The following is a 15068-nucleotide window of genomic DNA, read 5'->3' on the forward strand; positions in this document are numbered from 1 at the left end:
CAATCAATGTCCAATCAATGTCGCTCAGTTCCTTTTGATACAGGTGTACGAGCATCGCTTCCAGTTTGTTCATCGACTGATACTGTTTTAAAGTGAACCCGGTCACTCGGCTGAAGCTTCTTTCTAAGGTTCTTTGCGAACAAAAAAGTTTAGCCCCTAACTCTGATATCACCGTTGAGTCTATCAAAGGTAACGACTTCTCGACTAATTCGCTATGCCTGTCTTTTCGGGCAACTTCTAGCCAGGGTAACAATATTTGATCAAGCTGAGACAAACATTGCTCTGCATCCATTCTGCCCAGCTTTATAAGCTCATTGACCTCACATCCACCAAAAAGTGATGTAGGGTTGAATGCCGCAACTTGATCACACGTAGGATGAGAATAGTTAGGAATATTTAGCGAATACAGCGCCCCGACTTTAAATTTAATTCCAATATGAACAAATGACCGCGAATGATCGAGCTGAAAGGTTTGGTGGTGTGGAAACAGCCAATGGCTACCGCCATCAGAATGTATTTGATCTTGTGCTGAGTAACTATACACCTGCTCTTTAGGTGAAAGGATAAGATGAGTCGCGGGATCGGGGTTTAATTTAGGGTGGTTATAACTCTGATCGTCAGGCGTTTTTTCTATCATCCAATAGCGGTCAATATACTGTGCTACTACCGATGATTTGGGCTCTACTAACCATTGAATCAAAATTGTAACTTCCTAACGAGATAAGGCATCACTATATATTTTAGAACACTAGAAAGACAGTGTAACCATGGTGATGCCGTGCTGGCTAAGCACTCTGAATTAGGATGGGTCTTTGCCGATGGATCTTTATTTAAAGTTAACTTGCACAATGCGGTTTTGAGCAATAAAGCCCGCTTTCGAAATCGATTTTTGAGCGCCAATATTAGCACTTTCCGTTGAGCAGATAGCGAGCAGCCCTTTTCTCTGAGCATAACTTGCTAGCTTCTGTAGAATACGAGTCGCAACACCTTTACCACGTTGGTTCTTAGCAACGATCATCCCTAAATCCGCTGTATTGGTTTGAAATTCATCGTTAAGTCGACACTCACCAGTAGCGACAACTTCCCCTTGAACCCAATAAGCCCACAACTCTTTTCGCGCAACTAGGTTTCCAAAATAACCGCTTAACCACTCTTTTGGAGCACCTAAGGTTTCAACAGCAAAGTCGACTAACTCAGACAAATGCTCTGACGTAGCTAACTGTAGGTCAATGTCAGGCAGTGGGACTGACCTTGTTCCCTTACGCACTTGGTACATAAGTGAATTAACGTTAGTCGAGCCTGCATGATCTAAAGACAGTGATAAGAATTGCGTTTCAGCGGTACTAACAAAAGCGCCTTTAACCTCGCCAATAACTGCACCTTCATTTTCCCTATCAATCAGTTGAGCAAATAACACATCTGTTTGTGTTAATGCTGCTTGAGATAAGAAATACTGCAATAGATACCCATCACTGTTAATACAGCAAAAGCCAACAAGCTCTTCGTTTTCATAAAAGCCATAGTGAGCAGACATTGGAACAAAGCCAAAGTGCCACATTCCATCAATAGGTGCGGTCGTGCTAGAAAAGTACTCTCGTTTTAATTCGTTAAGTACACTGAGCTCAGAGATGTTTTTAATTTCTATCATTGCTTTTGATTCCTACATTGATGCGACTTAAAGCCAGCGTATCTGAAAGCCCTACGCTGCATTCTATGGAGGAGATTCTAGTTGGACACGTATATTGAGTATTGAACAAAAACGACAGTTTCATGCTCCAGCCTAAATGAGCCACAAGTTAAGTTCACCGAATTCAGTTTATCTAACTAAAGAAAATACTCGTGTAGTTCACACCGCCATTGATAACAAAAAATTATTATATGGATAATTATTGATAATTTTCATCAACTCAAATTCTATCTTAATATTCTTCCATCGAAACAGTTCGACGTATTAATCACAAGATTTGGAGCAAGTTATGAAAATGAATCACGTAGGCCTAATGGTTGGCGACATGGACACAGCAGTAGAGTTCTACACTAAAGCTCTAGGTCTAAGAATCGTAATGAACAATACTAAGGTTATGGAAGAGCGCGAATCTGCAATCGGCCGTATGTGTATCGCTGTATTTGGTGAAGGCTTTAAAGGCTTCAACATTGCACACCTAGTAACTTCAGACGGTATCGGTGTTGAATTATTCGAAATGAAAGAGCGCCAAGAGCGTCACGAAGTTGATTTCTCTCGCTTAGGCATCTTCCACTTCTGTCTACAGCTTCCAAAGGAGCAGTTTGATTCAGCTATTAAGCGCGTTGAAGAGTATGGCGGTAAAGTACGCATGGATATTCACCGCTACCACCCAGAAGACGAACTAAAACAAGCACAAATGGTTTACCTAGAAGACCCGTTTGGCAACCTATTCGAGTTCTACTCACACACATACGAAGAAACTTACGCTTCTGATTACGAGTAATCATTCGTAACCACATCGTATAGTTAAGAAACACATTCCAAAAAAAGAGCTGACGTATTGTCAGCTCTTTTTGTATATCTGTTCGAATAAATCAGCTTAAGAGTTTTTCAGCCAAACGTCTTGCTCAGAAGATGCTTTCTTTTTACGCTTCTTCTTACCACCAGTACCAGCCGGTTTCGCCACTGGTTTTAGTGCTTCAGCAAGTGCATTTGCTGCTTCTACATCGACTTCAAAACCTTCAACCTGTTCACGATCCAAACGTATCTTGTTCTTCTTCTCGATCACTTTGAAATGATTGTAATCTTCATGATCAATCAGTGATAACGCTAAACCAACCTCACCCGCGCGACCACTTCGGCCAATACGGTGCATGTAATCTGATGGGCTACGAGGTAAATCAAAGTTAATAACCACAGGCAGCTTTTCGATATCTAGACCACGAGCGGCAATATCGGTCGCGATAAGAACATCAATTTCACCAGATTTAAAATCTTCAAGAATACGAGTACGTGACCCTTGGCCTTTATCACCGTGAAAAACATCAGCGTAAACGCCACGCTTATAAAGCTTATCTGCCAAATGCTCACAGCTGTTTTTAGCATTTACAAAGATCAAAGCCTGACGCCATTCATGTTTCTTAACCAAATGCGCTAGCACAGCAGTCTTTTCACCTTTATTAACGGTGAATACACGTTGAACAACGGTACTTTCTTCATTGCTTTGAAGCTGTACTTGAACAGGATCAGTCAGTAACTCGCGAGTTAACGCTTCAACTTGTTCAGGGAAGGTTGCTGAAAAAAGAAGAGTTTGCTTTTGCTTTGGAGTCAGCTTTAACAATGCAGCCAGTTCTTCAGTAAAACCTAGGCTCAACATGCGATCGGCTTCATCAAGGATCAGTGTTTTGACCTTGTCTAGTTTCACTGCGTTACTTGAAATAAGATCAAGTAAACGACCTGGTGTTGCCACCAAAATGTCCGTACCACCACGTAGTGCCAACATTTGAGTATTAACTGATACGCCACCAAACACAGCTACTGTTTTCAATGCGCCATTAAAATGTGTCGCGTATGACTTAACACTGTCTGCCACTTGCTTTGCAAGCTCACGTGTTGGAACTAAAATAAGCCCGCCAACGTAGTTACCTTTATCATTACTGCGACTTTGAGACTTAGCTTCATGTAACTGCTGTAACAGCGGAAGTGCAAAAGCTGCCGTTTTACCTGAACCCGTATTTGCTCCAGCAATAAGATCACGTCCAGCTAACACACTTGGGATAACTTCTGCTTGAATCGGCGTAGGTTGTTGATATTCCAACTCAGTAAGTCGAGCAAGTAATGGGGAAATTAGGCCAAGCTGAGTAAAACTGGTAGAGGTTGAAGCTGTAGTCATGAAATAAAGGGCTCAAAGCAAAAATATTAGCGCGCTATATTAACGTATTTGGGCTCTTTTAAGTAGCGCTATAGCAAACTAACAAACCCCGTTAATTGATGTTGTTAGGACTTTCCATCTCCCTTACTGCTATATGACTTACTTTAAGTAACAATGCTCGCCTACATATTAACCAGTAAGCTTCTAAGAAGTATGCGGAATATCTAGAATCGAAGAAAAGTTAGTAGAGAGGTATCTGACACGACATTTTTCCATTTGAGCCCTACGTTGTTATGTAGTAGTTTCAAATTGATACTGTAATTATTCATAACGATACAGAAGATGGTGAAGATATGTCGAAAACCACGAAAATCCTAAATGAAGACAAGCTTGTTAAAAAGGCCGTTGAAGTTGCTTTTAAATTAGCAAAAATGCAAGGAATGGATTTACCTGCTTCATCTGCACCAGTCAAAACTAAAGCTGCTTATCTGTTTCTAGCCGAAGTAAATCAAATCACACCACTTCCAGCAGATAAAATGGACGGCGCCAACATTAAAAAACGTTTGGCGCTATGGATGCACAAAGCTCTACCTGACAATGATCCTCTCAAATAAAACTGAAAAAATCAGCAGCACGAATTAAGCAACGATTAAAACATTTGCGGGGCAGAGTGATAATTCACTCTGCCCCGCAATGACTTAAATCCCACTTTGCCTCACATTTTCTTTTTATACTCACACTAGCCTAAACCAACATTCGACGCTCTATCGGTTCCAACTTAGCACCTGCCATTGCTTCGGCTCTGCATAAGGTTTTAACTGTTCGCAAGGGTTCACCAAGTAAGCTTGGTCGGCATACTCACACATGGGTAAATCATTAATTGAGTCAGTGTAAAAGTGCAGTTGATTAAATGGCTGGTTTTGCAGCTGCATCCACTCTTTTAAACGCACAGCTTTCCCCTCTTGGTAGCTCGGTGTGCCTAGGATCTTAGCAGTATAGCGCCCAGACTCTTCAACCAATTCGATGCCTATCGAATTAGAAATCGCTAAATGCCTAGCCACTACATCAACAATAAAAGAAACTGTTGCAGAGACAATGATCATTGGATGGCCTTGCGCTTTTAACGATGCAATCAAGTCCAAAGCTTGTGGGAATATACGACTCAACACTTTTTCCTGAACACATTCTTCTACTAGTTCGGTCACCTGTTGAGTCGTCTTATTAACTAAAGGCTGCATCGCAAACTCTAGGTATTCTTCCATTCCCAAATTACCCTGGGAGTAAAGCGCCATTAAGCGTTTATCTTCCTCAACAAAAGTTTGCTCGCAAGCCAGCCCTTTCTCAACCAGAAATTCATTCCAAATCATGGTACTATCGCCATCCAGTAATGTTTCATCGAGATCAAATACGTACAATGGTGTGATCATTTCAATACTCACTTAATAGTTAACTTCCAAGACAACAAATGGCTTATCATTCGACTTTGTCTGCTTTACCGGCAGCCCCCGCCAATTTGGCTAATTGTTTATCCAACCACATTGGTTTGTTACCGATATCCTCAGCGTGCTCTTTTCTTCTCACTGCGTCTCTCACCATCATTGCCCCTACCCAACGAAATGGCTCTGGTGGAAACTGACCTAATGGCCCTTTGGCTAAGCCACTTTGAGTCCACTGATTATCAATACCTAGTGCCATCGCCGACAATATTATCCCGCCCATACGAGTTTGAGCAACACCGTTGCCTGAATAACCTAATCCACAATAAATGTTCGACTGGTCTTTCAAGTTACCAAAAAATGGCAACCCTGTGACTGAACGGTCAGAACCACCAGACCAATTGTAGTCAAAATCACTTTGTTCTAATTTTGGAAATAAGGTTTGAAATGACGACTTCAATAGCGGTAAGTATTGAGTTGGCTGGTTAAACATGCGGTCAACTTGATTAGCAAACGAGAACTTGTTGCCTCCCTTACCTAGCATCAAACGTCCATCTTTCGTATCTCGGTAGTAATGAACAAAAATACGCGAGTCGRCCACTGCCGCACCTTTCTCAGGTCCAAATAGCTTCAATCTCTCTGGGATCGGTTTTGTCACTACCATATCTGATGAAACAACAACGATACTACGTTTAAATTGCTTGAAGTGATCCAACATCCACGCATTGAGTGCTAATACGACTTTATCAGCGGAGATAGAAGCATGAGGCGTAACAATACGCGCAGGTTGCCCGTATTCTAACGATTCCATTGGTGTGTTTTCATAGATTTCCACCCCAAGCTCTAATGCGACACGACGCAGCCCTCGCGCTAATAACGCTGGCTGCAAACTACCTGCAGCGGCAGAGTAAAAACCTTCAATGTGTCGGTGCGAGCCGGCTTTCTCAGGGAGTGACTGATCGCATTTAACCCAACTGTTAATACCTTGCTTTACTAACTCATTAACAACAGGGGTCATTCCCCCTTTTTGCGCTTCATTCGTCGCGGTGTAATAGGTACCACTTCGGTATAAATGAGCGTCAATATTGTGCTCGATGCAAAACTCTTCAATTTCATAGATGACTTTCTCAGACTCTTTCACCAACCACTTAGCTTGTTCCTTACCATAGAGTTTTTTAAGCGTCGGATACTTAGTCGACCAAGTGAGCATGCAGCCTCCGTTGGCGCCAGAAGCACCACTGCCACATAAACCTTTCTCTATGACTACAACTTTTTTCTCTGGTTGCTGCTGTTTGATTAAAATCGCTGTCCACAACCCTGTATAGCCCCCACCAACAATTGCGATATCACAATCTATATCGCGGTCCAAAGCCAGCGCAGGGTCTACTTTCGGAGTTTCTTGACCAAATTCCTGCTGCAGTGCTTGCTTAAACCAATATGAGTAATGCTTTGACATGTAAAAGAGTCCTAAAAGCGAGCCTCATGAAATTCCGCCATTTTATTGTTCGTTTTCATTAAGGCTCAGATGAAGCAAAGTGTGTTTGAAAGTAAAAAGGAAGACCTAAGCCTTCCTTATCAAATCAATAACCTAATGCGTTACGATTTCGGTTCTGATTTCGCATCAAATTTTTCCGACCACGTTTTTAGAACATCGGCACGTTCACTACCCATACGTGCGAAGTCCATTTTTGCCATGTTCTTTTCAACATTAGGGAAGTTCTTAGCAGTAGCAGTCACATCTTGATGCCCAACCACTGGGTACATCTCAATGTATAGTTCGTTCGCCGCCTTAGAAATAGACCAATCAACCACACGCTGCGCAGCATCAGATGGCTTAACTAGGCCTACAGCTTCAGATTCCCAGCCAATCCCTTTTGGAGTGATCACGGCCAATGGTGCACCTTGAGTTTTCAGCTTCGCTCCTCGGCTTGCCATAGAAATGCCGATAGCAACCTCACCCATGCCTGCTTGTACGCATGGTTTAGAACCCGAGTGCGTATAGTGTGCGATGTTCTTGTCGAGCTTTTTCATGTAGTTCCAACCTTGGTCTTCACCCATGTTCTGTAGCCAAGCTGAAACTTGCATGTAACCCGTACCCGATGACGCAGGGTTAGGCATTGCAATATGACCTTTATATACTGGCTTAGTGAGATCTTCCCATGACTGAGGCATTGGTAAATTCAGCTGCTTAGCGACAACCTCGTTAAAACACACCGCATTAAAAAAGGCATCGTTGCCAAACCATGCTTGAGTCGATTGTGGGTCATTCAAGTTTGCACGTAATGCATCTACACCTTTTGGCGTATAAGGCTTAAGGATGCCTTCTTCTTTGAGCAGCGCCATTGAAGAACCAGCAAGTCCCCACACAACTTCAGCGCGTGGGTTATTTTTCTCAGCCAATAATTTTGCCGTCATGATACCGGTTGAATCACGAACCCATTTTATCTTTATTTCTGGGTTCTCACTTTCAAATGCATTTTTGTAATTAGCCAAAATATCAGTTTCAAAAGCGGTATAAACCGTCACTTCTTGTGCAGCAAAAGCATTGTTCGCTAGCAGTGACACTAAAGCTGCAAGTGATCCTTTCATAAAACGGTTTTTCATCATTTTCTCCAATTAGGCTTAATTGCCAAAAGTTAGAGGCCGCTAATTAGGCCATCTAGGTTCCATATTCGTATTTGAGTTAATCAGTACACGTCGAGATAAGGAGTAAACACAAACCTTGGTATGTACCAGATTGCGAGTATTAACCTAAGTGAGTTTTATGACGGTTAAATGAACGAAACATGGCAGTTTAAATATTTATTTTTTAACGAATGACGAACCGTTTAAAGCCAATGTGAAGCTTTTGTTAAACCCTTACACGAGCTATTTACGTACCGTTAGATTGATTGCTAAAGTGCTCGCAACTACTGGTATAGTCCAAATGGAAATTAACATGAGAAATGATTACCTACTACTAACACCTGGCCCTTTATCCACGTCAGAATCTGTTCGCCAAGCCATGCTGAAAGATTGGTGTACGTGGGACGATGAATACAACAAAGATATTGTTCAAGTGATTCGCCAGAAGCTCGTTAAACTTGCAACCAAGCATATCGGCTATACAAGTGTGTTGATGCAAGGCAGTGGTACGGCATCGGTTGAAGCAACAATTGGTAGCGTAATCAGTGCTGAAGGTAAATTGCTTGTGGTAGACAACGGCGCTTACGGTGCTCGTATTGCTCAAATCGCTCAATACTTAAACATTCCATGCCATGTCGTTTCCCCAGGTGAAACATCACAGCCTGACTTGAACGAAATGGAAACGGCATTGGCTATGGATCCGGCTATCACCCACGTTGCCGTCGTCCACTGTGAGACAACAACTGGCATGCTTAATCCCATAACAGAAGTCACTAAGCTTGCTAAACAGCACGATAAAGTCGTTATCCTTGATGCGATGTCTAGCTTTGGCGGTATTCCAATGGATATAGCGGAACTTGGTGTCGATTACATGATCAGTTCAGCCAACAAATGTATCCAAGGTGTACCGGGGTTTGGCTTTGTGATTGCTAAACAGATCGAGCTAGAAGCATGTAAAGGTCAGGCGCGTTCATTAACTCTCGACCTATTTGATCAATGGCAGTGCATGGAGAACAACCATGGAAAGTGGCGTTTTACTTCGCCAACTCATACGGTTCGTGCTTTTTACCAAGCGCTGCTAGAGCTTGAACAAGAAGGTGGAATTGACGCTCGCTTCAATCGCTATTACACAAACCAAACAACACTAGTCGCAGGCATGCGCTCTCTAGGTTTTGAACCTTTACTTGATGACACCCTTCACTCTCCGATTATCACTTCTTTCTATTCACCAACTCACAGTGATTATCAGTTCAAGGAATTTTACGACCGACTTAAAGAACAAGGTTTTGTGATTTATCCAGGTAAGGTTTCCAACGCTGATTGTTTCCGTATCGGAAATATTGGGGAAGTGTATCCCGCAGATATTGAACGACTGATCAAAGCAATAGAAAAAGCCATGTACTGGGATATCAACTAATGACCACTACTACACCAAAGTCTGTGATTAAAGCATCACACTTTCGTAGTGAAGGGGATGTAAACACGACACAAGCTCGTCAGGAATGGACTGAATCACTAAGCGATGAAGCGACTCAAGCTATGCTCCAACGAGATTCAAATGTGTTTTTGCACCAGGCGATGTCAACGCCTTGCTTAGACTCTTTGGAAGGGGCTGAAGGTATTTACATTCAAGATACCACGGGCAAGAAGTACATGGACTTCCATGGAAACAATGTCCACCAGCTTGGCTACGGTCACCCACATGTGATCAACAAAGTGACTGAACAGATGGCTGTGCTCCCATTTTCTCCGCGTCGATTCACTAACGAAACTGCGGTTAAATGTGCAGAGAAACTCACCCAAATATGTGGCGGTGAGCTTAACCGAGTGTTGTTTGCGCCAGGTGGAACATCAGTCATCGGAATGGCACTCAAACTGGCTCGTCACGTGACTAACAACTTCAAAGTCGTATCACTATGGGACTCTTTCCATGGGGCGTCATTGGATGCGATTTCAGTCGGCGGCGAAGCTTGTTTTCGAGAAGGCATGGGGCCTTTGATGGCGGGCGTAGAACGCATCCCACCAGCGGTTTCATACCGAGGCGCTTTCCCTAGAAACTATGATTGCAGTAATAACAACGATAGCAGCAATAACAACGATAAAGCCTGCGATGTTCACTATGCCGACTATCTCGAATACGTTATTGAAAAAGAAGGTGGGATTGGCGCATTTATCGCTGAAGCGGTTCGAAATACCGATGTCCAAGTACCGAGTAAAGCCTACTGGAAGCGCATCCGAGAGATCTGCGACAAACATAATGTCCTGCTAATCATCGACGACATCCCCAACGGAATGGGCAGAAGTGGTGAATGGTTTACCCATCAAGCTTTCGATATAGAACCTGATATTTTGTGTATTGGTAAAGGGGTTGGGGGTGGCTTAGTGCCAATTGCAGCTATGGTTACTAAGGATAAATACAACACCGCAGCTCAAGTTTCTCTGGGTCATTACACTCACGAAAAAAGCCCAATTGGCTGTGCTGCAGCATTGGCAACAATGGAAGTCATTGAGCAAGAAAGTTTGCTGCTTAAAGCGAAGGAAAACTGTGAGTACATCAAACAACGTTTGCTAGCAATGAAAGAGCTATATCCGGTCATCGGTGATGTTCGCGGTATTGGCTTACTTTGGGGAGTCGAGCTTGTAACCGACCCGATAACCAAAAACCGCGCCTACGATGAAGCAGAAGCTCTACTTTATCAGTGCCTAAACGACGGTTTAAGCTTCAAGGTTTCTCAGGGAAATGTCGCTCAACTTAGCCCACCACTAATAATCCAACGAGACGAATTGAGTACAGCGCTTAATATTTTTGAAAATGCGATAGCGAAAGTGTGTAAAGACTTCGGTTACTTATAGGTACGAGCCTAAGAGCCAATATTAAAGCTGCAATATTTAGAGCGGCAACCATTTTATGTCCGAAGACAAAGCTCTGCGGGCAAACAAATTATCAAGGACTTTCAAATGAACAACGTATCACCTATCCAAGCAGTTATTTTTGACTGGGCTGGCACCATCGTAGATTTTGGCTCATTTGCACCAACCAGTATTTTTGTAGAAGCATTCAAGCAAGGCTTCGATTTTGATATCAACCTTGCCGAAGCGCGTGAACCTATGGGGCTAGGCAAGTGGGATCATATCCAAGCCGTCGGCCAGCTTCCAACGGTAGATAAACGCTGGAACGCTCAATTTGGTCGCTCTATGACAAGCGAAGATATAGACGCTATTTATGCTGCATTCATGCCTTTGCAAAAAGCAAAAGTCGCAGACCATGCTGAACCTATTCTTAACGCGATAGAGGTTGTTAATAGCCTAAAAGACAAAGGGATCAAAATCGGTTCATGCTCAGGTTATCCACGCCAAGTTATGGATGTATTGATTCCCGTCGCTGCGGATTACGGCTATAAACCTGATTATGTAGTCGCAACAGATGACTTACCTCAAGGTGGACGCCCGGCCGCGTTTATGGCACTTAAAAACGTAATTGAATTAGGCGCAACCAATGTCGGCGCATGTATAAAAGTAGATGATGCAGCACCGGGCATAGATGAAGGTCACAACGCAGGTATGTGGACAGTCGGACTACTGCTATCTGGTAACGAAGCAGGACTCACTTACCAAGAGTACCTAGATGCTGAGGAGAAAACGCTAAATCAAGCCCGTGAAAAAGCACGTGTAAAACTGAGTAAATCAAACCCGCACTACCTGATTGATACCATCGCAGACTTCCCTGACGTTATCCGTGATATTGAAAAACGTTTATTAGCGGGAGAGCGTCCATAAAACCAAACCAACAACAAAAAGATCACTTAGGTGATCTTTTTTGTTTTTCTCACCGAAATCACTACTGACATGTTCTGACAATCTCCTCCTTTAATCTTCATTCCAAGCGCAAAGCCTTTCTAATAAAACTCACCGAACAGTGGCGCGTGGAACAAAAACTTTGAAGACAATACCTATCGATAAAAAGGGACATATCATGGAACATGTAATTGAATTAGTAAGCTTTAAATTGGTACACGGCACAAAAGAACAAGATTTCATCGCGGCTTCAGAAACGAGCCAAACCTTCATTGGCTCCCTACCGGGTTTTCTTTACCGCTCTTTGAGCCACAACGTAGAGAAAGACAGTTGGACAGATACGGTTTACTGGCGTTCAATGGAAGACGCAAAATCTGCTGGCGAGCAGTTTATGGCTAGTGCTGCTTGCCAACCTTTACTTGCCATGATCACTCCAGACTCTGTTGATATGCAGCACCAAAAAATTAAAATGGACAGTGAGTGCCAAAAATAACCATACTGGCTCGGCTTAACTATCTCGCTTGTTAAGCCTAATCATGAAAGGAACACCATGAGTAAAGCAGAACGATTATTTGAACTATTGACACTTTTACGCTCGAAACGCTATGCAGTGACCGCAGCAGAATTGGCGCGAACAATGGAAGTCAGTGAGCGTACTATTTATCGCGATATTCAATCTTTACTGCTCTCTGGTGTTCCTATACAAGGAGAGGCGGGAGTCGGCTACCTGCTAAAGGAAGGCTCTCACCTACCACCACTGATGTTTAGTGAAAAAGAAATGATGGCATTAGAACTTGGTATGAGGATGGTTCGCGCATGGTCAGATCAAGAGTTAGCTGATGCCTCTCATTCCGCTTCAGCAAAAATATTATCAGTATTACCCGACCAACTGAAACAACAGGTTGAGTCGTTCCCAATCATTGTTCCCGACTTCCATATCCAGTCAGACACGGCTAAGAAAGGGCAAATACTAAGGCATGCTACCGATTTAAAACAAAAGGTAATGCTTGATTATATTGCTGAAGATGGTTCTAGAACCCAGAGGCTACTGCAGCCACTCGGACAGATATTCTGGGGGAAAAATTGGACATTAGTTGCCTGGTGCGAGTTAAGAGAAAGTTATCGCTTATTTCGACTAGACCGAATACAGACAATGGAACTATCAGGAGATACGTTTGAAACCAGTGATAATAAGTGCCTTAAGCACTATTTAGCGCAATACACCTTTTAGGTCATGGACTTGATGTTTTAGTCACAGTGTTGTTGAACACTAGACACTCGGCAACACATCACTTAGCAGCACAGACTCAATAGAGTTACACTCTAAAAAGACAAAAAGGATAAGTAAATAGCTTTACCTATCCTTAATAGGACCGCTCGTTACTTCACGATTTCCCAGCTATGCGTCATTTCGATACCAGCTCCTAGCATCAAACAGACTGAACAATACTTTTCTAATGAGTCTGCACACACTTTAGCAACCGTTTCAGGATCAAGGTTCTCACCTGAGACTTCAAAATGAATATTAATGCCTGTAAAAATCCTTGGAGCCGTTTCACGTCGCTCTGTATCTAGCTTAGCGTTACACGCCGTAACAGCTTGGCCTGCTTCTTTTAGGCCATCAACCACATCAACTGAGCTACAGCCACCAGCAGCCATTAACACCATTTCCATTGGGCTTGGAGCCGTTGCGCCACCGTTACCATCCATCACAATCGAATGACCGGACTGAGATTGACCAAGAAACTTAAAACCTTCAACCCACTTTACTTCTGCTTTCATGCTGACCCACTATCGACTAATTGATGTTTTAATTATTGAGTTCGAAACATATCTCAYTCGTAAGACATGTCCGTTCAACACAAAGTACTATTGCTTTAACTTTGAGGCAAGATCATGAGGCTATTCTGTCCGTAATCTTGCACTGCCTGATCCAGCCACCGCCTCATTTTCATATGGTAACTATTCAAAACCCACTTGAACTTGATGATTAAAAATATTAGTGACCCAAAAAACCAAAATATACAGTCTATGGTTTCATGCACAAAACGACTCCCCAACAGGAAAGCCATGATGTTTCACTGCCTTTAAATACGCTTTTTTAAGAGATATTTCATTTAGCGTGTAATTTTTTCAATCCTCAACCTGTCTATATTCGTACATTCAAATTGAATGCTATGAAAAGACAGACGAGGTAACTATGAAAAAACTATCTAAAATATTGGTATCTCTAGTGGTGACTGTGCCACTGTTTTCTTTGCTTCTCAGCCAAACTGGCACTGCCGATACTATGGATAAAAAAGTACCACAAGGAACAGTGGAAGTTGCAACGCTAGCGGGTGGGTGTTTTTGGTGTACTGAATCCGATCTAGAGAAGCTTGAGGGCGTGATTGATGTTGTTTCTGGTTATTCTGGTGGTTCGTTAGAGAATCCAACCTACAAACAAGTATCTTCAGGTAAGTCAGGTCATATTGAGGTGATCAAGGTAACTTACGACGCTTCGGTCGTAAATTACGAGCAGGTATTAGACCAATTTTTCCGCCACATTGACCCTACAGATGACAAAGGTTCTTTTGTAGACAGAGGGCCGCAATATCGTCCTGCAATTTTCTTCCACAACACAGATCAAAAGATGATTGCGCAAGACTTTATGGCAGAAATTGATCAAGCGATGATCTTCGGTAAACCGCTTAAAACAGAATTGATAGCATTTGAAAAGTTTTGGCCAGCAGAGGGCTACCACCAAGACTACTACAAGAAAAGTAAGGTTCGTTATAACTACTACCGTTACGCCTCTGGTAGAGATCAATACCTAGATAAGATTTTTGGTGATGACCGCCAGGACAACCCAAAAACTCTTCGTCAGATAATTGATTCTAAAAAAATAGCGCAGAACCTTAAGCCTTACAGCAAACCGTCAGAAGCTGAGATAAAATCAAAGCTAAGCAAGCTACAATACGATGTAACTCAGAATGATGCGACAGAGCGCTCGTTCAATAATGAATACTGGGATAACAAGCAACAAGGTATTTACGTTGATGTAGTGACTGGTGAGCCACTATTCTCTTCAACAGATAAATACAAGTCAGGAACCGGTTGGCCAAGTTTTACCAAACCAATCAATGAAGGTTACGTAGTGACTACCACTGACTATAAATTGTTATACCCAAGAACAGAAGTACGTAGCCGATTTGGTGATTCTCACTTAGGTCATGTATTTAAAGATGGCCCAGCACCAACAGGGTTACGCTACTGCATGAACTCAGCAGCAATGCGTTTTGTTCCTGTAGAAAAGTTAGCTGAAGAAGGGTATGAAGATTACTTACCTTTGTTTGAAGGCTAATAGTTTGAAGGCTAATAACTTTAAAGCTGAAAG

The 15068-nt window shown here is 42.6% G+C and carries 15 protein-coding genes; 8 read left to right on the forward strand and 7 right to left on the reverse strand.

All coding sequences use genetic code 11. From position 1 onward, the window contains the following. Together L4C33_RS06010 and L4C33_RS06015 are read right to left on the reverse strand one after the other, a co-directional pair. A partial coding sequence (locus L4C33_RS06010; protein ID WP_428811533.1) for a DUF6597 domain-containing transcriptional factor occupies nucleotides 1-700 on the reverse strand: 700 nt, incomplete at its 3' end. 126 nt (nucleotides 701-826) lie between these two features. Continuing rightward, nucleotides 827-1648, reverse strand: coding sequence for a GNAT family N-acetyltransferase (locus L4C33_RS06015; protein WP_428811534.1), 822 nt, complete (start codon nucleotides 1646-1648; stop codon nucleotides 827-829). Between the two features lie 328 nt (nucleotides 1649-1976). On the opposite strand from L4C33_RS06015, the gene L4C33_RS06020 reads away from it, so the two are divergent. Then, on the forward strand, nucleotides 1977-2468 hold the full coding sequence (locus tag L4C33_RS06020) for a VOC family protein (protein ID WP_428811535.1): 492 nt from the start codon (nucleotides 1977-1979) through the stop codon (nucleotides 2466-2468). Nucleotides 2469-2564: 96 nt separating this feature from the next. On the opposite strand, the gene L4C33_RS06025 is transcribed toward L4C33_RS06020, so the two are convergent. Beyond that, nucleotides 2565-3857, reverse strand: coding sequence for a DEAD/DEAH box helicase (locus L4C33_RS06025; RefSeq protein WP_428811536.1), 1293 nt, complete (start codon nucleotides 3855-3857; stop codon nucleotides 2565-2567). Nucleotides 3858-4189: 332 nt separating this feature from the next. Between L4C33_RS06025 and L4C33_RS06030 the strand changes: the two genes are divergently transcribed. Further along, on the forward strand, nucleotides 4190-4450 hold the full coding sequence (locus L4C33_RS06030) for a DUF5062 family protein (RefSeq protein WP_428811537.1): 261 nt from the start codon (nucleotides 4190-4192) through the stop codon (nucleotides 4448-4450). A gap of 150 nt (nucleotides 4451-4600) precedes the next feature. Here L4C33_RS06030 and L4C33_RS06035 read toward each other — a convergent pair whose 3' ends face one another. The 3 genes from L4C33_RS06035 to L4C33_RS06045 form a co-directional block, all read right to left on the reverse strand. Beyond that, the gene (locus L4C33_RS06035; protein ID WP_428811538.1) at nucleotides 4601-5263 is read right to left on the reverse strand and encodes an HAD family hydrolase; all 663 of its coding nucleotides are present in this window, start codon (nucleotides 5261-5263) and stop codon (nucleotides 4601-4603) included. Nucleotides 5264-5309: 46 nt separating this feature from the next. Then, the gene (locus L4C33_RS06040; protein ID WP_428811539.1) at nucleotides 5310-6728 is read right to left on the reverse strand and encodes an FAD-dependent oxidoreductase; all 1419 of its coding nucleotides are present in this window, start codon (nucleotides 6726-6728) and stop codon (nucleotides 5310-5312) included. Between the two features lie 140 nt (nucleotides 6729-6868). After that, the gene (locus tag L4C33_RS06045; RefSeq protein WP_428811540.1) at nucleotides 6869-7879 is read right to left on the reverse strand and encodes a putative 2-aminoethylphosphonate ABC transporter substrate-binding protein; all 1011 of its coding nucleotides are present in this window, start codon (nucleotides 7877-7879) and stop codon (nucleotides 6869-6871) included. Nucleotides 7880-8210: 331 nt separating this feature from the next. Here L4C33_RS06045 and phnW point away from each other — a divergent pair, with 331 nt between their 5' ends. The 5 genes from phnW to L4C33_RS06070 all read left to right on the forward strand — a co-directional run bounded on the left by phnW (nucleotide 8211) and on the right by L4C33_RS06070 (nucleotide 12923). After that, complete coding sequence (gene phnW, locus L4C33_RS06050) at nucleotides 8211-9314, forward strand: 2-aminoethylphosphonate--pyruvate transaminase (RefSeq protein WP_428811541.1); 1104 nt, start codon at nucleotides 8211-8213, stop codon at nucleotides 9312-9314. Continuing rightward, the gene (locus L4C33_RS06055) at nucleotides 9314-10750 is read left to right on the forward strand and encodes an aspartate aminotransferase family protein (protein ID WP_428811542.1); all 1437 of its coding nucleotides are present in this window, start codon (nucleotides 9314-9316) and stop codon (nucleotides 10748-10750) included. Before phnW ends, L4C33_RS06055 begins: the two co-directional genes overlap by 1 nt. A 105-nt stretch (nucleotides 10751-10855) precedes the next feature. Next, nucleotides 10856-11674 (forward strand): phosphonoacetaldehyde hydrolase, encoded by an 819-nt coding sequence (gene phnX, locus L4C33_RS06060; RefSeq protein WP_428811543.1) that lies wholly within the window; start codon nucleotides 10856-10858, stop codon nucleotides 11672-11674. A 196-nt stretch (nucleotides 11675-11870) separates the two neighbouring features. Next, nucleotides 11871-12185, forward strand: coding sequence for a hypothetical protein (locus L4C33_RS06065; RefSeq protein WP_428811544.1), 315 nt, complete (start codon nucleotides 11871-11873; stop codon nucleotides 12183-12185). A gap of 57 nt (nucleotides 12186-12242) precedes the next feature. Next, complete coding sequence (locus L4C33_RS06070) at nucleotides 12243-12923, forward strand: helix-turn-helix transcriptional regulator (protein WP_428811545.1); 681 nt, start codon at nucleotides 12243-12245, stop codon at nucleotides 12921-12923. A 149-nt stretch (nucleotides 12924-13072) separates the two neighbouring features. Here L4C33_RS06070 and L4C33_RS06075 read toward each other — a convergent pair whose 3' ends face one another. Next, entirely contained in the window at nucleotides 13073-13474 is a 402-nt protein-coding gene (locus L4C33_RS06075; RefSeq protein WP_428811546.1) for an OsmC family protein, read from the reverse strand. 418 nt (nucleotides 13475-13892) lie between these two features. Between L4C33_RS06075 and msrB the strand changes: the two genes are divergently transcribed. After that, entirely contained in the window at nucleotides 13893-15035 is a 1143-nt protein-coding gene (gene msrB / locus L4C33_RS06080) for a peptide-methionine (R)-S-oxide reductase MsrB (RefSeq protein ID WP_428811547.1), read from the forward strand. Nucleotides 15036-15068 lie beyond the last annotated feature (33 nt).

The sequence above is a fragment of the Vibrio makurazakiensis genome, assembly GCF_050337375.1.
In the GTDB taxonomy this organism is placed as follows: Bacteria; Pseudomonadota; Gammaproteobacteria; order Enterobacterales; family Vibrionaceae; genus Vibrio; species Vibrio makurazakiensis.